The organism is Mycobacterium sp. NGS67 (assembly GCF_059812185.1).
Genome location: NZ_JCALCF010000024.1, coordinates 47,174 through 70,243 on the forward strand (window position 1 = coordinate 47,174; position 23,070 = coordinate 70,243).

18 protein-coding genes are annotated in these 23,070 nt (G+C 67.9%); 10 read left to right on the plus strand and 8 right to left on the minus strand.

The window, feature by feature from the left end; translation table 11 throughout:
• Positions 1-67: 67 nt before the first annotated feature.
• Positions 68-742 (plus strand): TetR/AcrR family transcriptional regulator, encoded by a 675-nt coding sequence (locus tag AC5Y4D_RS20390; RefSeq protein WP_500038085.1) that lies wholly within the window; start codon positions 68-70, stop codon positions 740-742.
• The gene (locus AC5Y4D_RS20395; RefSeq protein WP_500038086.1) at positions 739-1,677 is read left to right on the plus strand and encodes a R2-like ligand-binding oxidase; all 939 of its coding nucleotides are present in this window, start codon (positions 739-741) and stop codon (positions 1,675-1,677) included. Before AC5Y4D_RS20390 ends, AC5Y4D_RS20395 begins: the two co-directional genes overlap by 4 nt.
• Before the next feature lie 131 nt (positions 1,678-1,808).
• Here the strand turns inward: AC5Y4D_RS20395 and AC5Y4D_RS20400 are convergent, their stop codons facing one another.
• Positions 1,809-3,185: an NADP-dependent succinic semialdehyde dehydrogenase gene (locus AC5Y4D_RS20400; RefSeq protein WP_499944002.1), complete on the minus strand. Its 1,377-nt coding sequence runs from the start codon at positions 3,183-3,185 to the stop codon at positions 1,809-1,811.
• A 91-nt stretch (positions 3,186-3,276) separates the two neighbouring features.
• Here AC5Y4D_RS20400 and AC5Y4D_RS20405 point away from each other — a divergent pair, with 91 nt between their 5' ends.
• Entirely contained in the window at positions 3,277-4,920 is a 1,644-nt protein-coding gene (locus AC5Y4D_RS20405; RefSeq protein WP_499992470.1) for an acetolactate synthase large subunit, read from the plus strand.
• A 97-nt stretch (positions 4,921-5,017) separates the two neighbouring features.
• Entirely contained in the window at positions 5,018-6,382 is a 1,365-nt protein-coding gene (locus AC5Y4D_RS20410; protein WP_499992469.1) for an HNH endonuclease signature motif containing protein, read from the plus strand.
• On the opposite strand, the gene AC5Y4D_RS20415 is transcribed toward AC5Y4D_RS20410, so the two are convergent.
• Genes AC5Y4D_RS20415 through AC5Y4D_RS20425 form a run of 3 tightly spaced genes read right to left on the minus strand, consistent with a single transcriptional unit; the run spans position 6,379 to position 12,151 of the window.
• Positions 6,379-7,779 (minus strand): lipase maturation factor family protein, encoded by a 1,401-nt coding sequence (locus AC5Y4D_RS20415; RefSeq protein WP_499992468.1) that lies wholly within the window; start codon positions 7,777-7,779, stop codon positions 6,379-6,381. The two genes, AC5Y4D_RS20410 and AC5Y4D_RS20415, sit on opposite strands and share 4 nt — an antisense overlap.
• Before the next feature lie 27 nt (positions 7,780-7,806).
• Positions 7,807-11,952: an alpha-(1->3)-arabinofuranosyltransferase domain-containing protein gene (locus AC5Y4D_RS20420; protein ID WP_499992502.1), complete on the minus strand. Its 4,146-nt coding sequence runs from the start codon at positions 11,950-11,952 to the stop codon at positions 7,807-7,809.
• Between the two features lie 25 nt (positions 11,953-11,977).
• Positions 11,978-12,151 carry a DUF2613 domain-containing protein gene (locus AC5Y4D_RS20425; protein ID WP_023369784.1) on the minus strand — a complete coding sequence of 58 codons (174 nt, stop codon included), beginning with the start codon at positions 12,149-12,151 and terminating at the stop codon, positions 11,978-11,980.
• 73 nt (positions 12,152-12,224) lie between these two features.
• Between AC5Y4D_RS20425 and AC5Y4D_RS20430 the strand changes: the two genes are divergently transcribed.
• The 3 genes from AC5Y4D_RS20430 to AC5Y4D_RS20440 are packed head-to-tail and all read left to right on the plus strand — an operon-like array spanning position 12,225 to position 15,333.
• A complete protein-coding gene (locus AC5Y4D_RS20430; protein ID WP_499992467.1) occupies positions 12,225-13,409 on the plus strand; it encodes a glycoside hydrolase family 3 N-terminal domain-containing protein in 1,185 nt (394 codons plus the stop codon).
• Positions 13,410-13,449: 40 nt separating this feature from the next.
• The gene (locus tag AC5Y4D_RS20435) at positions 13,450-14,076 is read left to right on the plus strand and encodes a TetR/AcrR family transcriptional regulator (protein WP_500038087.1); all 627 of its coding nucleotides are present in this window, start codon (positions 13,450-13,452) and stop codon (positions 14,074-14,076) included.
• Positions 14,077-15,333, plus strand: coding sequence for a chloride channel protein (locus tag AC5Y4D_RS20440; protein WP_499992501.1), 1,257 nt, complete (start codon positions 14,077-14,079; stop codon positions 15,331-15,333).
• A gap of 3 nt (positions 15,334-15,336) precedes the next feature.
• Here AC5Y4D_RS20440 and AC5Y4D_RS20445 read toward each other — a convergent pair whose 3' ends face one another.
• Complete coding sequence (locus AC5Y4D_RS20445; protein ID WP_499992466.1) at positions 15,337-16,179, minus strand: MaoC/PaaZ C-terminal domain-containing protein; 843 nt, start codon at positions 16,177-16,179, stop codon at positions 15,337-15,339.
• A gap of 1 nt (position 16,180) precedes the next feature.
• On the minus strand, positions 16,181-17,545 hold the full coding sequence (locus AC5Y4D_RS20450) for a 3-oxoacyl-ACP reductase (RefSeq protein WP_499992465.1): 1,365 nt from the start codon (positions 17,543-17,545) through the stop codon (positions 16,181-16,183).
• Between the two features lie 120 nt (positions 17,546-17,665).
• On the opposite strand from AC5Y4D_RS20450, the gene AC5Y4D_RS20455 reads away from it, so the two are divergent.
• Positions 17,666-18,979, plus strand: coding sequence for an acetyl-CoA C-acetyltransferase (locus tag AC5Y4D_RS20455; protein WP_499992464.1), 1,314 nt, complete (start codon positions 17,666-17,668; stop codon positions 18,977-18,979).
• Positions 18,980-19,332: 353 nt separating this feature from the next.
• On the opposite strand, the gene AC5Y4D_RS20460 is transcribed toward AC5Y4D_RS20455, so the two are convergent.
• On the minus strand, positions 19,333-21,168 hold the full coding sequence (locus AC5Y4D_RS20460; RefSeq protein WP_499992463.1) for an acyl-CoA dehydrogenase: 1,836 nt from the start codon (positions 21,166-21,168) through the stop codon (positions 19,333-19,335).
• A 220-nt stretch (positions 21,169-21,388) separates the two neighbouring features.
• Here AC5Y4D_RS20460 and AC5Y4D_RS20465 point away from each other — a divergent pair, with 220 nt between their 5' ends.
• Positions 21,389-22,354 (plus strand): isopenicillin N synthase family dioxygenase, encoded by a 966-nt coding sequence (locus AC5Y4D_RS20465; RefSeq protein ID WP_500038098.1) that lies wholly within the window; start codon positions 21,389-21,391, stop codon positions 22,352-22,354.
• A gap of 50 nt (positions 22,355-22,404) precedes the next feature.
• On the plus strand, positions 22,405-22,893 hold the full coding sequence (locus AC5Y4D_RS20470; protein WP_500038088.1) for a flavin reductase family protein: 489 nt from the start codon (positions 22,405-22,407) through the stop codon (positions 22,891-22,893).
• Here AC5Y4D_RS20470 and AC5Y4D_RS20475 read toward each other — a convergent pair.
• The gene (locus AC5Y4D_RS20475) at positions 22,890-23,051 is read right to left on the minus strand and encodes a hypothetical protein (RefSeq protein ID WP_499943988.1); all 162 of its coding nucleotides are present in this window, start codon (positions 23,049-23,051) and stop codon (positions 22,890-22,892) included. The two genes, AC5Y4D_RS20470 and AC5Y4D_RS20475, sit on opposite strands and share 4 nt — an antisense overlap.
• Positions 23,052-23,070 lie beyond the last annotated feature (19 nt).

Consider the following 23,070-nt stretch of genomic DNA (forward strand, 5'->3'; position numbering starts at 1 on the left):
TCCGTGCCCTTGGCTGTGAACTGGCTCACAGTAAAATGACCAGTGGTCATATCAACAAGGGGGATGCATGCCGACCGTTACCTGGGCTCGTGTCGACCCGGCTCGTCGAGCGGCCGTCATTGAGGCCGCCGAGGCCGAGTTCGGCGCGCACGGGTTCTCCAACGGCAGCCTGAATGTCATCGCCCGCCGCGCCGGCGTCGCCAAGGGCAGTTTGTTCCAGTACTTCGCCGACAAGCGCGACCTCTACGCGTTCATCGCCGACGTCGCCAGCCAGCGGGTGCGTGCCTACGTCGAGTTGGTCATCCGCGAACTCGACCCCAGTCGGCCGTTCTTCGACTTTCTCACCGACCTGCTCGATGCCTGGGTGGCCTATTACGCCGAACATCCCCGGGAGCGTTCGTTGCACGCCGCCGCGACCCTGGAGGTCGACGCCGACGCCCGCGTCAGCGTGCAGAAGGTGCTGCACCGCCACTATCTGGAAGTGCTGCGTCCGCTGGTCTCCGAGGCACACCGGCGGGGGGATCTGCGTGCGGACGCGGACACCGACGCCCTGTTGTCACTGCTGCTGATGATCTTCCCGCACCTGGCGCTGGCCCCCTACATCCACGGCCTGGACCCGGTGCTCGGTCTCGACGAGCCATCGCCCGAACAGCCGGCGCTGGCGGTGCGCAGGTTGGTCGCGGTGCTGTCCGCGGCGTTCTCGCCCGTCCCAGCCCCAGCCCGATCAGAGGAGATTCCATGACACGCACACACTCCGGCTCGATGGTGGCGGGCGGTCTCAACTGGGACAGCCTGCCGCTCAAGCTGTTCGCCGGCGGCAACGCGAAATTCTGGAATCCGGCCGACATCGACTTCTCCCGCGACCGGGCCGACTGGGAGAAGTTGGCCGACGACGAGCGCGACTACGCCACCCGGCTGTGCGCCCAGTTCATCGCGGGCGAGGAGGCGGTGACCGAGGACATCCAGCCGTTCATGGCGGCGATGCGCGCCGAGGGCCGGCTGGGCGACGAGATGTACCTGACCCAGTTCGCGTTCGAGGAGGCCAAGCACGTCCAGGTGTTCCGGATGTGGCTCGACGCGGTCGGGATGACCGAGGATCTGCACCCGTATCTGGACGGCCTGCCCACCTACCGGCAGATCTTCTACGACGTGCTGCCCGACTGTCTGAATGCGCTGACCGACGACCCGTCGCCGGCGGCCCAGGTGCGGGCGTCGGTCACCTACAACCACATCGTCGAAGGCATGTTGGCGCTGACCGGCTACTACGCCTGGAACAAGATCTGCGTCGAACGCGGCATCCTGCCCGGCATGCAGGAGTTGGTGCGGCGCATCGGGGACGACGAACGACGCCACATGGCGTGGGGCACGTTCACCTGCCGCCGGCACGTGGCCGCCGACGACAGCAACTGGAGCGTTTTCGAAGCGCGGATGAACGAGCTGATCCCGATGGCGCTGCGGCTCACCGAGGAGGGTTTCGCCCTCTACGGTGACCCTCCGCCGTTCGATCTGTCGCCCGAGGACATGCTGGCCTACTCCACCGACAAGGGCATGCGCCGGTTCGGCACCATCAGCAGCGCCCGCGGTCGCCCGCTCGGCGAGATCGACCTGGACTACTCGCCCGTGCAGCTCGAGGACGACTTCGCCGACGAGGACGAGCGCGCGCTGGCCGCGGTCTGATCCCCTAGTACCGCGAACCGCGTACCGCGTACCGCGAACCGCGTACCGCGAACCGCCTACCGCGAGCAGACGCAGAATCGCATAAAAACGCGAGTTCGCGTGCGATTCTGCGTCTGCTCGCGCCGAGGGCCTCAGCCCACCCACACCGTCTTGGCGTTGACGAACTCGCGGATGCCCAGCCCGGCCAGCTCGCGGCCGTACCCGGAGCGCTTGATGCCGCCGAAGCCGAGTTCGGGGTAGGACACCGTCATGCCGTTGATGAACACCTGACCGGCCTCGATCTCGTCGACGAAGCGCTGCTGCTCGGCTTCGTCGTTGGTCCACGCGTTGGACCCGAGGCCGAAGCTGGTGGCGTTGGCGATCTCGATCGCCTCGTCGATGTCGGCGGCGCGGTACACCGAGGCCACCGGGCCGAACACCTCCTCTTTGTACAGCGGCATGTCCTTGCTGATGTCGGTGATGACCGTCGGCGGGTAGAACCAGCCCGGGCGGTCGGGGCGTTCTCCGCCGCACCGGACCTTCGCACCTGCCTTGACGGCGTCCTCGACCTGCTGGGCGATCTCGTCGCGGCCGGACTCGGTGGCCAACGGACCCACGTCGGTGTCCGGATCGGTGGGGTCGCCGACCTTGAGCGCCTGCATCTGTTCGACGAACTTGTCCACGAACGAGTCGTAGATGTCGGTGTGAATGATGAAACGCTTTGCGGCGATGCAGGATTGGCCATTGTTCTGCACCCGGGCCTTGACCGCGGTGGTGACGGCCTCGTCCAGCTCCGCGGACGGCATCACGATGAACGGGTCGCTGCCCCCGAGTTCGAGCACGGTCGGCTTGATCTCGTCACCACAGATGGCGGCGACGGACTGCCCGGCCGGTTCGCTGCCGGTCAGGGTGGCGGCCGCGACGCGCGGATCGCGCAGGATGCGCTCGATCGCACCCGACGGTACGAGCAACGTCTGGAAACAGCCGTCCGGGAAACCGCCGCGGGAGATGACGTCGGCCAGATACAGCGCGGACTGCGGCACGTTCGAGGCGTGCTTGAGGATCCCGACGTTTCCCGCCATCAACGCCGGCGCGGCGAACCGGACGGCCTGCCAGAGCGGAAAGTTCCACGGCATGATGGCCAGCACCACGCCGAGCGGTTGATACCGGACGTAGGCCTGCTTCGCGCCGACCTTCGAGGCTTCGGCCGGCTCGTCGGCGAGCAACCTTTCGGCGTTGTCGGCGTAGTAGCGAAAACCCTTGGCGCACTTCAACGTTTCGGCTTTGGCCGAGGACAGCGTCTTGCCCATCTCCTGGGTCATCATCGCCGCGACGTCGTCGGCCTCCTTCTCCAGCAGGTCGGCGGTGGCGTTCGCCCATTCGGCGCGCTGCGCGAAGGTGGTGGAGTGCCGGTAGTCGAGGAAGCGCTCGTACGCGCGGGCGATCGCTGCGTCGACGTCGTCGTCGGTGGCCGGGTCGAAGGTCTTGACTGTCTCCCCGGTGGCCGGGTTGATGGTGGCGATAGGCACGCTGAATCCTTCGTCTGGTGGGTACAAGAAACCTGTCCTATATCTAGCCTGCCACTAACAGTGGCGAAGTGGAGACGGGGAGGTCCAGCGGATGAGCACAGCGGCTGAGCTGATCGTGAAGTGCCTGGAGAACGAGGGAGTCCAGTTCGTCTTCGGGATACCGGGGGAGGAGAACATCCGTCTCATCCAGGCGCTGGCCGCGTCGGACATCCGCTACGTGCTGACCCGGCACGAGCAGGCCGCGGCGTTCATGGCCGAGATGTACGGCCGCGTCACGGGTCGCGCCGGGGTGGTGTCCGCGACGCTGGGGCCGGGGGCGATCAACATGCAGCTCGGCGTCGCCGACGCCACCACCAACAGCACCCCGGTGGTCGCGATCTCGGCGCAGGTCGGACAGGACCGCGAGTACAAGGAGTCGCACCAGTACGTGGACCTGGTGTCGATGTACGCGCCGATCACCCGGTGGGCCGCCGACATCCCGACCGCGCGCGCCATCCCGGAGATGGTCCGCAAGGCGTTCAAGACCGCCGAGACCGAACGCCCGGCCGCGGTCTACCTGGCGGTGCCCGAACACATCGACCAGGACGAGGACGACTACGACCTGACGCCGTTGCCGCGCAGGGTCGTTCGCGCCGACGCACCGGCGCCGCGGCAGATCGCCCGCGCGGTGGACATCCTGCGCAACGCGCAGCGTCCGGCGGTACTCGCCGGGCATGGCGCCGCCCGCAGCGACGCCACCGAGGCGCTGGTCCGCTTCTCGGAAAAGACTGGCATCAAGGTGGCCAACACCTTCCACGGCAAGGGCGTGATGCCCGACGATCACCCCAACAGCATCGGCACGCTGGGCTTCATGACGCACGACTACGTCAACTTCGGATTCGACAACGCCGACGTCGTGATCGCGGTCGGATACGAACTGCAGGAGTTCGATCCGGCCCGCATCAATCCCAAGGGCGACAAGAAGATTCTGCACGTCCACCGGTTTCCCGCCGAGGTCGACGCGAACTACACCGTCGAGGTGGGGATCATCGGCGACATCACCGACTCGCTGAACGAACTCACCGATGCCCTGGACGGGAAGCGCTTCGACGACAACGAGGTTCCCGGGTCCGGACTGCTGGAAGAGGAATTCGCTCGCGGACAACAGGATTCGCGTTTCCCGGTGACGCCGCAGCGGCTGGTCGCCGATACCCGGGAGGCGCTGGGGCGCGACGACGTGGTGCTGGTGGACACCGGAGCCACCAAGATGTGGATGGCCCGCCTGTATCCGACCTACGAACGCAACACCTGCCTGATCTCGAACGGCTTGTCCACCATGGGCTTTGCGCTGCCCGGGGCGCTGGGGGTGAAGCTCGCCCGGCCCGACGCGAAGGTGCTGGCGGTAGTCGGCGACGGTGCGTTCCTGATGAATTCGCAGGAGATCGAAACCGCGGTGCGGGAGAAGATTCCGCTGGTGGTGTTGATCTGGGACGACGGCGGCTACGGGCTGATCGAGTGGAAGATGGACCTCGAGCTCGGTGAGCACCACCACGTCTCATTCGGCAACCCGGACGTGGTGCGTTACGCAGAAAGCTTCGGCGCCAAGGGGTATCGGATCGAAAGCGCCGAGGATCTGCTGCCAACGCTGCGGACGGCGCTGGAGGACGACGGCGTGTCCATCATCTCCTGTCCGGTGGACTATTCGGAGAACCTGCGGCTCACCGACCGGCTCGGGGAGCTGGACGAGACGCTGTAGCTTTCTCGGCATCCGACTTGTCCACAGTCAGAGGTCTATGCACAGGAGCGTCGTCGGGGCCGGGGAGTTGTCGGTGCCGGTTCCTAGAATCTGAGGTATGGCAGCGAGCACGCGTGAAGAGATCGTGGAGGTCTTTGACGCACTCGATGCGGATGTGGATCGTCTGTGCGCGTTGTCCTTTGAGGTGTTCACCACCCCGGAGCGGATGCGGGCTCTGCAGCGCCTGGAACGGGCAGCCCGCCAACTGCGCACACCCCAGCACGCGGTGATCAACCAACTCGCCGCCCACGCCGCCGAGGAGGAGTTGGGCGGCAAGCTGCGCAGTGCGTTGGCGGATCGGTTGCGGATCTCTAAAGCCGAAGCCGGCCGCCGTATCGCCGAAGCCCACGATCTGGGGCCGCGGCGGGCGCTGTCGGGGGAGGCGTTGGCGCCGCTGCTCACCGCGACCGCGACCGCCCAAGGCGCCGGACTCATCGGTGATGAACACATCCGATTGATCCGCAAATTCCTGGCCCATCTGCCCGACACGGTCGATGCGTTGACCCGGCAGGACGCCGAAGCCGACCTGGTCGACAAGGCCACCCACTTTCGCCCCGAACAAGTGCAGACCTATGCCCAGGAAGTGATGGCCTATCTGCACCCCGACGGCAACTACAGCGATGACGAACGCGCCCGCCGGCGCGGCCTGATGCTGGGCAAGCAGGAGTTCGACGGGATGTCGCGCCTGAGCGGGCTGGTCACCCCCGAGCTGCGGGCCGCGATCGAAGCGGCGTGGACGAAGTTGGCCGCACCGGGGATGTGCAACCCGACCGATGAGGCACCGCGCGTGGACGGCGAACCCGATACCGAGGAGGCGCAGCGCGATACCCGCTCGGGACCCCAACGCCAGCACGACGCGCTGCTGGCCGGGCTACGCGCACTGCTGGCCTCCGGGAAGCTAGGCAAGCATCGCGGGCTGCCGGTCACCATCATCGCCACCACCACCGTGGCAGAACTGGAAGCCGCCGCCGGGTGGGCGCGCACCGGCGGCGGCTCCCGCCTACCCATGAACGATCTGATCCGCATGGCCGGCGGCGGCGCCAACCACTATTTGGCGATCTTCGACGGCGCCAAACCCCAAGCCCTGTATCACGCCAAGCGGTTGGCCTCCCCGGCCCAGCGGATCATGCTGTGCGCCAAAGACCTCGGCTGCACCAGACCCGGCTGCGACGCCCCGGCCTACCACTCCGAAGTCCACCACGTCACCGCATGGCGCAAAACCGGGCGCACCGACATCAACGACCTCACCCTGGCCTGTGGCCCCGATAACAGACTGGCCGAAAAAGGCTGGACCACCCGCACCAACACCCAAGGCCACACCGAATGGATCCCCCCAGCACACCTCGACCACGGCCAACCCAGAATCAACACCTTCCACCACCCCGAGAAACTGCTGATCCCCGAGGACGACGACGAACCTTAGTGGCGCAGTGACATCGGCGGCACATAGCTCCCGATCAGCGTCCGATGCCACCACGCGCGATCGCGCCGCAACTCAGCCGGCGTAGTGAACCGATACACGTAAAGCTGCGCACGCACATACCGCGGCGGCGCATCCGGAAATGGGTTGTGCCGCAACAGCCGTAGCGTCGCTGCGTCATTGCGTAACAGCCGGTGCAAAAACGGTGTCATCCACGCCAGCGCGTAACCGGGCGAGATGGCGGCGAACCACATCAGCCAGTCCAGCCGCAGATGGTAGGGCGCGAATTGCCTTGGCAGCCGCCGCAGTCCGGTGGGCTTGCCCTCGAACTCGTACTCGCGCCACACCGCATCGTCGGTGGGATCGGCAGAATCGGTGCCCTCGATCACCACCTCATGCCGGGTGCGGGAAATGCTGCCGAAGGCACCATAGGTGTTGCCCAGGTGAAAGGCGTTGAACGAGGCGTTCATCCGTTGCCGCGCCGACAGCATGTTGCGCGTCGGCCAATAACCCAAGACCACCATCGCCGCGGCAGCGACGATCACCACGGCAACAAACCACATCGGCGGCGTTGGCAAGTCGGGATGCTCGGGCACCGCGACCGCACTGAACGCCAACAGGATCGTCACCCAGTTGAGCCAGGCGAAGTTCCCCGACAGCACCAGCCACAATTGCGTCAAGATGATGATCGCCGCGGCAATCCCGGCCACCGGCTGCGGCGCGAACAATCCGAACGGCACCACCAGCTGCGCAAAATGATTGCCCGCCACCTCGATCCGATGCAACGGTTTGGGCAGGTGATGGAAGAACCAGCTCAGCGGACCGGGCATCGGCTGCGTCTCGTGGTGGTAGTACAGGCACGTCAAGTCCCGCCAGCAGCGGTCGCCGCGCATCTTGATCAAGCCGGCCCCGAACTCGACCCGGAACAACAGCCAGCGCGCCAGCAACAGCGTCAGCAGCGGCGGCGCCACCCGCTCGCCGCCGAGAAAGATCATCAGGAACCCCGCCTCCAAAAGTAGGGACTCCCAACCGAACCCGTACCACGTCTGCCCGACGTTGACGATCGACAAATACAGCGCCCACAGCACTAGCCAGACCAGCATCCCTGCCCACAACGGCGCGACCCGCGTCACGCCGCAGACCACCGCCGCCGACAACACGGCGCCCGTCCAGCACACGAAGGCGAAAAGCCGGTCCGAGTAACGGAAGTGGAAGATGCTCGGCGCGCGCCAGAACGACCGTCCGGCCAGATATCGCGGCACCGGAAGCATGCCGTCTTCCCCGATGAGTGCCCGGAACTGTCGCGCCGCCGCCACAAAGGCGATCAGATAGATCAGCGCCACGCCACGCTGCAGCACCGTAGTGCCCAGCCAGTATTCGGGCGCCGAAAACCATCCCATGGCGGTATCCAGTCAACCAGCCCCGAACTACTCGTCGCCACCCTGTCGCAACACCACCACCGAAGCGGCCACCGTGGCCAACGAAATCAGCGCCAGCAGTTGGACACCCGCGGAGTGACCCGCGTACCCGTCCACCGAGCGCCACGGGTGCCGCGACAACACGGCCCCGGCCGCGATCAACCCACCGGCACTGAACGCCACGGTGAAGCGATCCCGCAACGCGTACCGCACGGCCAGTGCTGCTCCGAACACCACGACTCCCACGAGACCGGAGATCAACGCCCCGGCCCCTAGCACGGGAATCGCCGCCCATCGTCCAGGTGTCCACGGCACCGCGGCGGGATCCCCCGGATCGCCGCGCCGGCGCCAGAATGCCAGCATGGCCAGCAGCGGCAGCAGAGCAAGGCCGCCGAAAAGTCCGGCGCGGTAGAGGGTGTCGGCGGCGTACGTCAGCGTGATGGTGCCGGGATCCCCCGCCGGCACCACCCAACCCTGCTGCCACCCGTTGACCGCTACCGGTGTCAGCCGCGCCCCGCTACCGTCCCGCGCCACCCAGCCGGGGTTGATGCTCTCCGGAATCACCAACACCCGAGACGTGCCCGACGCCGCCGCCCGCACCTCGCGACGGGACGGACCCCAGTCCCCGACGGGAGCGAAAGCAACTGCGGCACCGGAAGTTTCGGGACCAATCGCCAACTGGACGCCGTCGACGACGAACGCCGCGCCCGGACTGATCAGCAATTCCTGCTGTCCGGCCGGCAGTGCGATCGGTTCGGTCTCACACGGTTGCGCCACCACCGGCCGGCCGTCCAACAGCGCCCCCGCGGTGGTCCGGACGGAGGTATGCACGAACCGGCCCGCCACCGCGATCACCGGCCCGTGCTCACAGTCGACGAAAACCTGCCGGTCCCGGTCCGGGGCGGCCGGCGCGATCGGCCCACCGTCGGTGCCCAACGCGACGATCTCGGCCAGCCCGGGGGGCTTGAGCTGGTCGAAGCCCAGCGCGTTGCGGTCGATGATGTCGTCCCAGTCGAGGAGGCTGACGGTGACGGTGTCGGTCACCTTCGGCTGCAACGACAGGTCGCCACCGGAGAGCGCCCGCACCTGCGGGCCGTCACCCAGGTCGACGGCCACCAGCGTCGGGTGCGCCGGCAGCACCGACCGGCTGGGGGTCAACCGCAGCCCGGCCACCTCGGTGGGCCGCGGCAGCGTCAAAGTGAGCGTCGGCGGCGTCTTGTGCTGCACCACCCGTTGCGGGGCCGTCCACGCGGTGCCCGGATCGCCGTCGGTGGCCGCGTACGCCGAGCCGAGGATCTCGACCACATCGGAATCACCGCGGGCGCGGGCGGTGCCGGGTTCGGCGATCAGGTCGGCCAGCTTGGGGCCCTGCCGCGGGCGCACCCACACCGTCGGCCGCACCGTAACCGGCCCCGGCACGGTCAGCGTGCGGCTCAGGTTGACCGGCTCCTCGGGCGTCAGCGCCATCGACGACGCGCACCGCACATTGTCCGGCCCCGCCGCACACCCCGGCCGGCCCAGCAGCTCGGCGCCCAGATCCCAGCCCGCAATCGCGGCACCCGGCGGCGGCCCGGGCACTGACACCGTGTGCCGCAACGTCACCGGATGGGCGAACCCGGACGCGTCGTACTGGGTGACGCTCAGGTCGGTGATGCCGAACTGGACGCCGGGTGAGCCGTCGTCGGTGGCGGCAGCGGTGATCTTCACCCACGGGGTTTCGCCGTACGGCAGCGCGGCGGTCAACGGTTCGCCGGCTTCGTCGAAGCGCAGCGTGGTGCTGCCGTTGGCGGTCTCGACCAGGATGCGTCGCACCTGGGCGCCGACGGCCGTCGCGCTGGGAGTCAACGTGAGGACGGCATTCGTCACCGGATGGTCGAAGTCGACCCGCAGCCACTGCCCGACGGCGGCCTGCAGCGCGTTGGACACCCAGGCGGTCGCCGGGTCGCCGTCGATCGCGGCGGCCGGTGCGGTGGCCGGTGCGACGTCGGGCAGCGCGGTGGCATCCGAGGACGAGCTGGACGCCGTGATGCGCCCGCCCGTCCAGGCTCCGTAGACCGTCTGCGCGCCCGGGACGGGGTAGTCGGGCACCCGGTTGTAAGTGTGCCGGGCGTCGTCGGGCGCGCGGATCGCCGACGAATGCAGATCCACTCGGCCGTAATCGGTTTCGCGGGCCAGCGGGGTGTCGGTGACGGTGACGAGCGGCGTCGGCAGGCCGGCGGTCTGAGCGTCCGCGGTCATCAGCACCGGCCCCAGCGGCGGCTGGCCGAGCAGGCGCCGCCGCTCGTCGAGGCGCAGCAGCACCTCCGGGCCGCCGTCGACGCGCGCGAGTCGGTCGGTGTCGACGAAGTAGGGCGCACCCGGCCCACCCGGCCCACCCGGATCGCCGCCCGAACCGACCCGGTAGATCTCCACCGCCGGATAGCGTGGCCGCAGCCCGCTGTCGTTGACGAAGCCGGCCAGTGTGCCCGGTCCCACCGGCGCCCCGAACTCGGCCACCTTGTCCAGTCCCGGCGATCCCGTGACGGCGCGATGCACCAGAATCGGTCGCGCCGACCGCGACGACTCCGGGTCCAGATCATTGCGCACCACGACATACGAAATACCTTGGCGGGCAAGGGTATCGGCCAGCCCGGCGGACGGGCGCCCAGCGGCGAACAAGCGTTGCACCGAGTCCAGCGCGCGGATGGTCTGCGGCGGCGTCAGCGGGATCGAGTCGCGCACCCCCCACGGACCCGAACTCAGCACCTGCAACGGCTCGTCGTGGCTGGTACCCCACACCTGGGTCGCAAACGGTGCGCCGGGCACCACCAACGCCCGGCCGCCCGGGTGGCCGGCAAGCCAGTTGGCGGTCTGATGCCAGTAGTCGGGTATCGCGCGGAACGTTCCCGGCGGCGTCAGCCGGCCGGTCCACGCCAGCGAGGTGCTCACCATCAGCGCGACGAGCGCCACGATCCCGACGGCGACCCGCCGGTCGCGCTCCGGGTGTGCGAACGCGCGCAGCCACACCGGCCTGGGCGCACTGCCCGGTAACGGGATCCGGCCCAGTAAGTGCGCGAAGCCCAGCACCAGCGGGATCCGGATCACCGGCCCCAACTTGTGCACGTTGCGCAGCGGCGTGCCGGCCGCGTCCAGGAACGCCTGTACCTGATGGGCGATCGGCGAGCCCAGCCCGCCGCTGTAGCCGATCGCCAGCAGCACGACCCCGACCAGCAACATCGTCACCAATCGGCCGCGCGCCGGCATCCCGGGCAGGGCCAGCCCGGCCAGCCCGACGGCCGCGACCAGACAGGTGCCCAGGATCGCCACGGTCCCGGTGACCAGCGGCGCGCCCGCCGTCGCGGTCGGCGCCACGAACGGCGTCCAGCTGTCGGTGCCGCGCAGCAGCTCCACCAGCGACGACCATTGGGTGGTCACCCCGGAGGATTCGATGAAGTCCAAAAACGGCGGACTGACGTCACGCAACTGGCTGAGCGCCACCGCCCACCACAGCACCGCCACGGCCACCGCCGCCAGCAACCAGCCGACGTAACGCCACCACCGCCGGTTCGGCCGGTGACAGGCCAGCCAGATCAACGCCGGCAGGCAACCCGCGGCCGTCGCGATCGCGTTCACCGCGCCCATCAGCGCCACCGCCAGCCCGGCCTGACCGGCCAGCACCCGCGCCGATCGGCCGGGATCCGAACGCAGCGCCAGGATCGTCGGCAACAGCACCCACGGCGCCAGCATCATCGGCAACGTTTCCGACGAGATCGACCCGATCGTCGTCAGCACCCGCGGCGACAACGCGAAAGCGACCGCGCCCAGCACCCGCGACGATGGGCTCCCGATGCCGAGGGCCTCGGCGACGCGCAGCAACCCCCAGAATCCGGCCGTCAACAGCAGCGCCCACCACAGCCGCTGGGTGACCCAACCGGGCACCCCCAGCAAATGCCCGGCCACAAAGAAGCTGCCGTGCGGAAACAGGTAGCCGTAGGCCTGGTTCTGCGACTGCCCGAACGGCAGGTCGCTGTTCCACAGGTGGGTGGCGCGCGCCAGAAACCGCAGCGGGTTGGCGGTGAGGTCGAGTTTGGTGTCGGGGGAGACCTGCCCGGGAGATTGGGCGAAGCTCAGGACGAGCGAGACGGCCCCGACGAGCAGCAGCCAAAGACGCGACAGGGCCGACTGGCCGGTCACACCCTGACTAGCTGCGGTTGCCGTACTCGACCCGGTTGAGCACCGACGACGACGGATCGCCCCCGGGCAGTGGCGGCTTCGTGTCCTGCTGGACCATCAGCGTGATCCCGAAGATCGCGGCCGCACCGAGCAACAGACCCACCACCACACTTGCGGCGGCTGGCGCGACGATCCGGTTCATAGTGATCGAACCTAGCAGAACGGCCCGCGCCCCCCGCACCTCGCGGCGAAACGCCCCGTGACAGCATGTCCGGATGGCTTTTCCCCGTACTCTGGCCGTCCTTGCCACCGCGTCGATGCTGGTGGCGGCCTGCAGTGACAGCGGCACCAAACACGGGCCGGCATCGTCGACCAGCACGCCCACCCCGGCGCCCACCAGCTCGACCCCGGCCGCGGCACCCGGCAACAAGTTGTGTGTCGATCCCCGCGAAGTGCCGGCGAAGATCACGAACCTGCGCGACAAGCTGGCCCAGCTGCTGATGGTCGGGGTCAAAGACGCGGCCGACGCCAAAGCCGTCGTCAGCCAGTTCCATGTCGGCGGCATCATCATCGACAGCGACACCGACCTGACCATGCTGCCGGGCCCGCTGACCGAGGTCGCCAATGCCGCGGCGCCGCTGCCGCTGGCGGTCGGCGTCGACGAAGAGGGCGGCCGGGTGTCCCGGTTGCGCACGCTGCTGGACGGCAGGGGGCCGACGGCCAAGGAGATGGGCCAGACCATGACGCCGCAGCAGGTCCACGACCTGGCGCTGACCCGCGGCCGCAAGATGAAGGACCTGGGCATCACCGTCGACTTCGCCCCGGTCGTCGACGTCACCGACGCCCCGGACGACACCGTGATCGGGGACCGCTCGTTCGGCTCGGACCCGGCGAAGGTGACCGAATGGGCCGGGCAGTACGCGCAGGGTCTGCGGGACGCGGGTTTGCTGCCGGTGCTCAAGCACTTCCCCGGGCACGGGCACGGTTCCGGGGATTCCCACACCGGCGGTGTCAGCACGCCACCGCTGGGCGAGCTCATCGCCAACGACCTGTTGCCCTACCGGACGCTGCTGGACAAGAGCCCGGTGGCGGTGATGATCGGCCACATGCAGGTGCCGGGCCTGACCGGCACCGAGCCGGCCAGCCTGAGTCCGAAGGCCGTCGAATTACTGCGTACCGGAACCGGTTACGGCGGCCCGGCGTTCGACGGCCCGGTGTTCAGCGACGACCTGTCCAGCATGGCCGCCATTTCAGACCTGTTACCGGTGACCGAGGCGGTCTTGAAGACGCTGCAGGCCGGCACCGACATCGCGCTGTGGATCACCACCAAGGAGGTGCAGGCCGTCCTGGACCGCCTCGAGCAGGCGGTGAACACCGGTGACCTGCCGGTCCAACGGGTCGACGCATCCCTGATCCGGGTGGCCGCCATGAAGCACGTCACCCCGACGTGCGGTCGTTAGCTCTAGAGTCGGAAGGACAGGCGAGAGAGGCGCAGGACCAATGGCCGGTGGCAGCAAACGGTTACCGCGTGCTGTGCGCGAGCAACAGATGCTCGACGCTGCCGTCCAGATGTTCTCGGTCAACGGCTATCACGAGACCTCGATGGACACCATTGCCGCCGAGGCGCAGATCTCCAAGCCGATGCTGTATCTGTACTACGGCTCCAAGGAAGACCTGTTCGGCGCGTGCATGAACCGGGAGATGGGCCGGTTCATCGACGCGCTGCGCGCCGACATCGACTTCACCCAGAGCCCAAAAGACCTGCTGCGCAACACTATCAGCTCGTTCCTGCGTTACATCGACGAAAACCGCGCCTCGTGGATCGTGATGTACACCCAGGCCACCAGCTCGCAGGCGTTCGCCCACACGGTGCGCGAGGGCCGCGAGCAGATCATCGAACTGGTCGGAGGTCTGGTGCGTGCCGGCACCCGCAGCCCCCGCACCGATTCCGAGATCGACGTCATGTCAGTCGCTTTGGTGGGGGCGGGGGAGGCGATCGCGAACCGGCTCAGCACCGGCGACATCGACGCCGACGCCGCGGCACAGCTGATGATCGACCTGTTCTGGGCGGGTCTGCGCGGGGCGCCCGCCGATCGTGACGTGGCGTCCAACACCGCGACGGGGTAGATCCCGGTGCCTCGCCGGAACCTCGAGTTCTTCTGCGCGACAGTCATTACCGGCCTGCTGGCCGGCCTTGCCGGATTGGCGACGACGGTCGTGCTGCGCTCCGTCGAACACCTCACCTATCACTACACTTTCGGCTCGCTGCTCGACGGCATCACCGCCAGCAGTCCCATCCGCCGCGCGCTCGGGCCGATGGTGGGCGCCGCGCTGGCCGGTCTGGGGTGGTGGCTGCTGCGACGCCGGGCGGACGTGCCGCCGCTGGCCGGAACCATTGCGAACCGGCAGCCGATTCCGCGGGCCGCCTGGAGCGTCGACGCGGTGCTGCAGGTGCTGCTCGTCGGATCCGGTGCGTCGCTGGGACGCGAAGGTGCGCCGCGTCAATTCGCCGCTGCAGCAAGCGATTTCGGCACCGGATCGCTGCGCAGGCTGTCGCGCGACGATCGCGAGATCCTGCTGGCCTGCGCGGCCGGTGCCGGGCTGGCCGCGGTCTATGCCGTTCCGACTGCCGGCGCGCTGTTCGCCCTGCGGATTTTGCTCAACACCTGGCGCCTGCGGGCGGTCGGTGCGGCGCTGATCACCTCCAGCCTGGCCGTCGCCGTCGCGTCGGTGATCACCCACGATCACCACGAATTGCAGTGGCCCAGCGCCGAACAAACCCCTTTGCTCAGCGCGCACGGCCTGGCCCTCGCGCCGCTGGCGTTCGGGGTGGGGTGGGCGTTCAACAAGATCATCGCGGCCGCCCGGCCGGCCGAGCTGATGCGGTCCTGGGCGGTGATCCCGGCGCTCGCCGCGGCCGGCCTGCTCACCGGCATCTGCTCGCACTGGTGGCCCGAACTGCCCGGCAACGGCAAGAGCGTGCTCACCGTCAGCCTGGCCGCCGGCATGACGCTCACCTCGGCGGCGGTGATTCTGGTGCTGAAGCCGCTGCTGACCGCGCTGTTCCTGCGGGCCGGCGGAGCGGGTGGTCTGCTCACGCCTTCGTTGGCAACCGGCGCCGCGGCCGGGTCGCTGTTGGTGCTGGCGCTCAACCAGGTGGCCGGCACCCATCTGCACGGACCGGTGATCTCGCTGGCCGCGGCCGCCGGCGTGCTGGCGGTGACGCAGGGATCGCCGGTGTGGTCCGCGATCTTCGTCTGGGAACTGGCCCGGCCGCCGATCTGGATGCTGGTGGTCTTCGCGGTCACCGCCGTCGGCGCGCACGAGATCAAGACACTCGTCCTCGGCCGCCGCCCGCCGCCCCACGACCACCGGGCCGGGTGAAAACTACAGCGGCTTGACGCTCCCGGTCAGGTGCGGATAGCCCTTGGAAAGGTTGCGCAGCGACAGATCCCAGCCGCCGTCGGCCTGCTCGACGTACAGTCCCACCTTCGCCGGCAACAGGATCGGCTTGCCGAACCGCACCGAATACTGCACCGCGTCCGGCAATTTGCCCTCGATGTTCGCCAATACCGCTGCGGCACTGAACATTCCGTGCGCGATCGAAGTCGGGAAGCCGAACAGCTTCGCGGCGACACCATTGGTGTGGATCGGGTTGAGGTCACCGCCCACCACGGCGTACCGACGAATCTGTGCCGGCGAAATGCTCAGCACGGTCGACGGCGGCGGCAGCTTGGGTTCTTTTTTCGGCGGCGGCTTGGGTTCGTCGGACAAGCTGGTGCGTTGCTGGTGCAGGAAGGTCGTCACCTGCTGCCAGGCCAGGTCGTTGCCGACGTGCACGTCGGTCAGCAGGTCGACCAGCAGGCCCTTGCGATGCTCGCGCAGGTTCTCGGCATGAACCTGCACACTGACCGTGTCGGTCACCGCGATCGGCCGGTGCTGGGTGATCTGGTTCTCGGTGTGCACCGAACCCATTGCGGAGAACGGGAAGTCGAACCCGGACACCAGCGACATGATCGACGGGAACGTCAGCGCGAACGGGTAGGTCAGCGGCACGTTGTTGCCGTAACTCAGCCCGGTGACCGCGGCGTAGGCGGCGACGTTGGCCTGGTCGATGGGCAGCTCCTCGACCGTCACCGTGCGGGTGGGCAGCTTGTCCGATCGGGGCACCACGGGTAGCGCCCCGGCCACCGCGCGCAGCATGTTGCGAAGCCCGCTGGGTTGACCCATCTCAGGCCCCGATCATGGCTTGGCCGCAGACCCGAACGACGTTGCCGGTCACCGCATTCGACGCCGGGCTGGCGAAGTAGGCGATGGTCTCAGCCACGTCGACGGGTTGGCCACCCTGCAGCAGCGCGTTCAGCCGGCGACCCACCTCGCGGGTGGCCACCGGGATCGCCGCCGTCATCTGGGTCTCGATGAATCCCGGTGCCACGGCGTTGATCGTGATGTCCTTCTCGGCGAGCACGGGCGCCAGTGCCTGGGTGAGGCCGATCATCCCGGCCTTGGTGGTGGCGTAGTTGGTCTGCCCACGGTTACCGGCAATCCCGGCCATCGAGGACAGGCCGATCACCCGGCCGCCCGCGCCGATGGTTCCGTTGTCCACCAGGCCCTCGGTAAGACGTTGCGGGGCAAGCAGATTGACAGCCTGCACGGAGTCCCAGCGGCCGTCGTCCATGTTCGCCAGCAGCTTGTCGCGGGTGATCCCGGCATTGTTGACCAGGATGTCGGCCTTGCCGCCGTGGTGGTCGCGCAGGTGCTCGGTGATCTTGTCCACGGCGTCCTCGGCGGTCACGTCCAGCCACAGCGGGGTGCCGCCGACATTGTTGGCGGTCTCCGACAGCGCGTCTTCGGCGGACTCGACGTCGATCGCCACCACCTTCGCGCCGTCCCGGGCGAACACCTCGGCGATGGTGCGGCCGATGCCCCGGGCCGCGCCGGTCACGATGGCGACCTTGCCGTCCAGCGGCTTGTCCCAGTCGGCGGGCGGCGTCGCGTCCTCCGCGCCGACATAGAACACCTGGCCGCCGACGTAGGCCGACTTGCCCGACAGGATGAAGCGCGCGGTGGATTCCAGCCCCGTGGCCGCCGGTTTGGCGTCGGGGGCCAGGTACGCCAAGTTCACCGTGGCTCCGTTGCGAACTTCCTTGCCCAGCGAGCGGGTGAAGCCCTCCAGCGCGCGCTGCGCGATGCGCTCGTCGGTGCTGCCCGCGGCCTCCGGCGTGGTGCCGATCACCAGCACGCGCGCGTTGGGCTCGAGGTTGCGCAGCAGCGGCGTGAAGAATTCGTGCAGTGCCTTCAGCCCGGCCGGGGTGGTGATCCCGGTGGCGTCGAACGCCAGCCCGGCGAACTTGTCGGCCCAGCGTCCGCCCAGGTTGTTGCCCAGCAAGTCGTAGTCGTCGGCCAGCGCCGCACGCAGCGGCTCCGCCACCCGGCCCTCCCCACCGATCAGCAGCGATCCGGCCAGTGGGGGCTCGCCGACGCTGTAGCGCCGCAACGGCTGAGGTTGCGGGACGCCCAGCTGTTTGGCCAGAAACGATCCGGGTCCGGAGTTCACGACCTGCGAGAACAGGTCGGGCGCGCGCTTGGTGGCCACTGAGTTGCCTTCCGTGTCAGGGACGAACTTACTTCGGAGTAAGAACAGTGGGTAGTATTGCCTGCCGAGGCGGGTACCCCAAAATCATCCCCGACCAAGCGGCGACACACGGAGAATAAATTGGCCACTGGAAGTTCAGAGTCAAGGCGGCGCGTCGCCGTGCTGGGCGGCAATCGCATCCCGTTCGGCCGATCGGACCGCAGCTACGCCGAAGCCTCCAACCAGGACATGTTCACCGCCGCCCTCGGCGGGCTGGTAGACCGGTTCAACCTGTCCGGTGAGCGACTCGGCGCGGTGATCGGCGGGGCGGTGCTCAAGCACAGCCGCGACTTCAACCTGATGCGCGAATGCGTGCTGGGATCGGACCTCTCACCTGACACTCCTGCCTTCGATATCCAGCAGGCCTGCGGCACGGGTCTGCAGGCGGCCATCGCCGCCGCGGACGGCATCGCCGCCGGCCGGTACGAGGTAGCCGCCGCCGGCGGGGTGGACACCACCTCCGACGCGCCCATCGCGCTCGGCGACGACCTGCGCCGCACCCTGCTGAAGGTGCGCCGCGCCAAGTCCAACGTGGAACGTCTCAAGCTGGTCGGCACGCTGCCGGCCAATCTCGGCATCGCGGTGCCGGCCAACAGCGAACCCCGCACCGGACTCTCGATGGGTGAGCACGCGGCGCTGACGGCCAAGGAGATGGGCATCAAACGGGTCGATCAGGACGAGCTGGCCGTTGCCAGCCATCGCAACATGGCCGACGCCTACGACCGGGGCTTCTTCGACGACCTGATCACCCCGTTCCTCGGCCTCTACCGGGACGACAACCTGCGCCCGGACGCCAGCGTGGAAAAGCTGGCCAAGCTCAAGCCCGTCTTCGGCGTCAAGGCCGGCGACGCGACGATGACGGCCGGAAACTCGACGCCGCTCACCGACGGCGCTTCCGTCGCTTTGCTGGCCACCGAGCAGTGGGCCGCCGACCATTCGCTGACGCCGCTGGCCTACTTCGTCGACGCGGAGACGGCCGCGGTCGATTACGTCAACGGCAACGACGGTTTGCTGATGGCACCCACCTACGCGGTACCGCGGTTGCTGGCGCGCAACGAGCTGACGCTGCAGGACTTCGATTTCTACGAGATCCACGAGGCGTTCGCCTCGGTGGTGCTGGCGCATCTGCAGGCGTGGGAGTCCGACGAATACTGCAAGGGCCGGCTGGGTCTGGACGCCGCGTTGGGTTCGATCGACCGGTCCAAGCTCAACGTCAACGGATCGTCGCTGGCCGCCGGGCACCCGTTCGCCGCCACCGGCGGACGGATCCTGGCGCAGGCCGCCAAGCAGCTGGCCGAGAAGAAAAAGGCAACCAAGGGGAAGGGCACGGTGCGGGCGCTGATCTCGATCTGTGCGGCCGGTGGTCAGGGCGTAGCGGCGATCCTGGAGGCCTGACCCGCGGTTTTCGCCCGCCCGGAAACATCCCAAGGGAATTGAAATCGGGTGGTTTGGTACCGGAGCGTTTGGGTATCCGTGAGTCCGGATGGCCCCGTGTTGTGGTCTGACCCCCCGACCCCGACGGCAACGCGGGGCAATCCCTGGTCGACCGCCGGTCAGCGGAGACGGGCGAACGAAAAGGGCCGCCGCTGGTTTGAGGGGATCCAGCGGCGGTCTTTTTGGTCGTTGTCAGCGTACGCGGCGCGATTGGCCCACCGAGTGCGATCGGCCCACTGAGTGGGAATCCTGCGACGCGACACGCGGTGTACGCGTCGCAGGATTCACAGTCGCGGCAGTCGGTGTGAGCCGACTCAGAAAGCGGCTTCGTCGAGCTCCATGATGTCGTTGTCCAGCGTCTCGATCACCTCGCGGGTGCTGGCCAACAGTGGCAGGAAGTTCTTGGCGAAGAACGACGCCACCGCGATCTTGCCCTCGTAGAAGGACCGCTCAGACCCGGTCGCACCGGCGTCCAAGGCCTCGATCGCCACCGCTGCCTGACGCTGCAGCAACCAGCCGATGACCAGGTCGCCGACGCTCATCAGGAACCGCACCGAGCCCAGACCCACCTTGTAGAGGCTGGTGACGTCCTCCTGCGCGGCCATCAGGTAGCCGGTCAGCGAGGCGGCCATCGCCTGCACGTCGGTGAGCGCCTTGGCCAGCAGGGCTCGCTCGCTCTTGAGCCGGCCGTTGCCGGACTCGCTGTCAACGAACTTCTGGATCTCGCCGGAGACATGCGCCAGCGCCACACCCTTGTCGCGGATGATCTTGCGGAAGAAGAAGTCCTGCGCCTGGATGGCGGTGGTGCCTTCGTAGAGCGAGTCGATCTTGGCGTCCCGGATGTACTGCTCGATCGGGTAGTCCTGCAGGAAGCCCGAACCGCCGAAGGTCTGCAGGCTTTCGGTGAGCTTGGCGTACGCCTGCTCCGAGCCGACACCCTTGACGATGGGCAGCATCAGGTCGTTGATCTTGGCGGCCAGCTCAGGCGTGACGTCGTGCACCACCTTGGCCACCCCCGCGTCCTGGAAGGTGGCGGTGAACAGGTACAGCGCCCGCAGCCCTTCGGCGTAGGCCTTCTGGGTCATCAGCGACCGACGTACATCGGGGTGGTGGGTGATGGTGACCCGCGGTGCAGTCTTGTCGGTCATCTGGGTCAGGTCGGCACCCTGCACCCGCGACTTGGCGTACTCCAGCGCGTTCAGGTAACCGGTCGACAGGGTGGCGATGGCCTTGGTGCCCACCATCATCCGGGCCTGCTCGATGACCTCGAACATCTGCGCGATGCCGTCGTGCACCTCGCCGACCAGCCAGCCCTTGGCGGGCACGTCGTGCTGGCCCAGGGACAGCTCGCAGGTGGTCGAGACCTTCAGGCCCATCTTGTGCTCGACGTTGGTGACGAACACGCCGTTACGTTCGCCCAGCTCGCCGGTCTCGGGGTCGAAGTGGAACTTGGGCACGAAGAACAGCGACAGCCCCTTGGTGCCGGGGCCGGCGCCTTCCGGTCGCGCCAGCACCAGGTGGAAGATGTTCTCGAACAGGTCACCGGAGTCGGCGGAGGTGATGAACCGCTTGACGCCGTCGATGTGCCAGGAACCGTCCTCCTGCTGCACGGCCTTGGTCCGGCCCGCGCCGACGTCGGATCCGGCGTCCGGCTCGGTGAGCACCATCGTGGAGCCCCAGCCGCGTTCGGCGGCCAGCACGGCCCACTTCTTCTGCTCCTCGGTGCCGAGGTGGTAGAGGATCTGGGCGAAGCCCGCGCCACCGGAGTACATCCAGACCGCCGGGTTGGCGCCGAGGATGTGCTCGTGCAGCGCCCACATCAACGATCGTGGCATCGGCATGCCGCCGAGTTCCTCGTCGAGGCCGGCCTTGTCCCAACCGGCGTCCATGACCGCGCGGACCGACTTCTTGAACGACTCGGGCAGCTCCACCGAGAAGGTCTTGGGGTCGAAGACGGGCGGGTTGCGGTCACCGTCGACGAACGATGCGGCGACGGGTCCCTCGGACAGCCGCGCGGCCTCGGCGAGCATCTCGCGAGCGGTGTCGGCGTCCAGATCGCTGAATTCGCCTTGGCCTAAAGCCTGGTCAACGCCAAGTACCTCGAACAGGTTGAATTCCTGGTCACGGACGTTGCTCTTGTAGTGGCTCACTACGGGTCCTCCTCATTGAGAATGCCACCTGTGGTTGGGTACTAGGGCTAAGTTACCCACCAGTAACACGTTAAAACTATACCGATCAGTAACTTGACGCAAGCCAGTGTGAGCTAAATTGCACTGTCTAACTAACCAACCGGTTGGGATGTCAGTGAGCGAATCCCTGGCAACCCCGCTCACCTGCGGCGATGATGGGCATGTGGGGAGCGTCACGACACTGCCGGTGGTGGATTTGGGCGCCGAACCCACCCTGCTGCGCGAAGCTCTTCGCGACGTGGCCCACCGGGTCGGCTTCTTTTATCTGACCGGCTACGGGGTGCCGGAAACCTTGACCGGCCAGGTGCTCAGCGCGGCGCGCCGCCTGTTCGCGCTGCCGCAGGCGGACAAGGACGCGGTGGCGATGGTGCACAGTCCGCACTTCCGCGGCTACACCCGGCTGGGCGGTGAGTACACCCGCGGCGAGGTCGACTGGCGTGAGCAGATCGACATCGGTCCCGAGCGACCCCCGATCGGCGGCCCCGGCCGCCCGGACTACCTCTGGCTGCAAGGGCCGAATCAGTGGCCCGCCGGTTTGCCTGAGCTACCAGGGATCGTCGCCGAGTTCGACGCCGCGCTGTCCCAGGTGTCGCGCAGCTTGCTGCGGCACTGGGCGGCGTCGCTGGGCAGCCCGCCCGAGGTGTTCGACGCGGCCTTCGCCGACGCACCCGCGACGCTGATCAAGTTGATCAGGTATCCGGCGTGCCCAGCCGGCCCGCAGGGTGTGGGCGCGCACCAGGATTCCGGGGTGCTTACCCTGCTGCTTGCCGAACCGGGCAGCCGTGGCTTGCAAGTGCGTCCCCCAGGCTGCCGGGACTGGATCGACGTGCCGGCGTTGGACGGCGCGTTCGTCGTCAACATCGGGGAGTTGCTGGAGTTCGCGACGGGCGGTTACCTGCGGGCCACCGAGCACCGGGTGCAGCTGGACGAGGCCGGCGCCCAACGGATCTCGGTGCCCTACTTCTTCAACCCGCGGCTGGACGCCCAGATACCGGTGCTCGACCTGCCTGCGCACCTGCGTGCAGCGCCGAAACACGAGCCGAGAGATCCGATCTACCCCGTCTATGGACGCAATGCCTGGAAGAGCAGGCTGCGGGCGCACCCCGATGTGGCTTCCCGGTATGGCTACGTTCCGGGGGCCGGGTAGGCTGCGGAAGCGAGAATCCCGTTCTCGGCTCGAGGAGCGAATGAAGTCCGGTGAATTCGAACAACAAGCTGACGCCGACGTCGCTGCGTGAGGCTTTCAGCCACTTCCCCACCGGGGTGGTGGCCATCGCTGCCCAGGTCGACGGAATCCGCCACGGTCTGGCGGCCAGCACTTTCGTCCCGGTGTCACTGGACCCGCCGTTGGTGTCGTTCTGTGTGCAGAACACGTCGACCACCTGGCCGAAACTCAAAGACGTGCCGACCCTGGGCATCAGCGTGCTGGGAGAGGCCCACGACGTGGCCGTCCGCACCCTGGCCGCCAAGACCGGCGACCGGTTCGCCGGCCTGGATACGGTGTCCAGCCAGACGGGCGCCGTCTTCATCAAGGGCACCGGCCTGTGGCTGGAAAGTGCGATAGAACAACTGATCCCGGCCGGAGATCACACCATCGTGGTGCTGCGGGTCAGCGAGGTGACGGTGGATGCGGGCATCGCGCCCATCGTCTTCCACCGCAGCGAACTGCGCCGCCTGGGGATCTAGGTCGGCGAGCGCTCGGCGAGCCGTTCCCGCAGACCCTGCATGTGCTGCTCGATCTCGGTCGCGTCGTCGTTCCGGCCCTCTTTGCGCGCGAGTTCCGCGCGCTGCGTCATCTCGTCGATGGCCGTCTTGAGTTCGTCAATACTGGTGGGATCTAGCATCAATTTCGGGTACCCGATC

Bases quoted from the DNA above. Each gene is read 5' to 3' on its own strand.
- AC5Y4D_RS20390 (WP_500038085.1), top strand. From the start codon at position 68: ATGCCGACCGTTACCTGGGCTCGTGTCGACCCGGCTCGTCGAGCGGCC.
- AC5Y4D_RS20395 (WP_500038086.1), top strand. From the start codon at position 739: ATGACACGCACACACTCCGGCTCGATGGTGGCGGGCGGTCTCAACTGG.
- AC5Y4D_RS20405 (WP_499992470.1), top strand. From the start codon at position 3,277: ATGAGCACAGCGGCTGAGCTGATCGTGAAGTGCCTGGAGAACGAGGGA.
- AC5Y4D_RS20410 (WP_499992469.1), top strand. From the start codon at position 5,018: ATGGCAGCGAGCACGCGTGAAGAGATCGTGGAGGTCTTTGACGCACTC.
- AC5Y4D_RS20415 (WP_499992468.1), bottom strand. From the start codon at position 7,779: ATGGGATGGTTTTCGGCGCCCGAATACTGGCTGGGCACTACGGTGCTG.
- AC5Y4D_RS20425 (WP_023369784.1), bottom strand. From the start codon at position 12,151: ATGAACCGGATCGTCGCGCCAGCCGCCGCAAGTGTGGTGGTGGGTCTG.
- AC5Y4D_RS20430 (WP_499992467.1), top strand. From the start codon at position 12,225: ATGGCTTTTCCCCGTACTCTGGCCGTCCTTGCCACCGCGTCGATGCTG.
- AC5Y4D_RS20435 (WP_500038087.1), top strand. From the start codon at position 13,450: ATGGCCGGTGGCAGCAAACGGTTACCGCGTGCTGTGCGCGAGCAACAG.
- AC5Y4D_RS20445 (WP_499992466.1), bottom strand. From the start codon at position 16,179: ATGGGTCAACCCAGCGGGCTTCGCAACATGCTGCGCGCGGTGGCCGGG.
- AC5Y4D_RS20475 (WP_499943988.1), bottom strand. From the start codon at position 23,051: ATGCTAGATCCCACCAGTATTGACGAACTCAAGACGGCCATCGACGAG.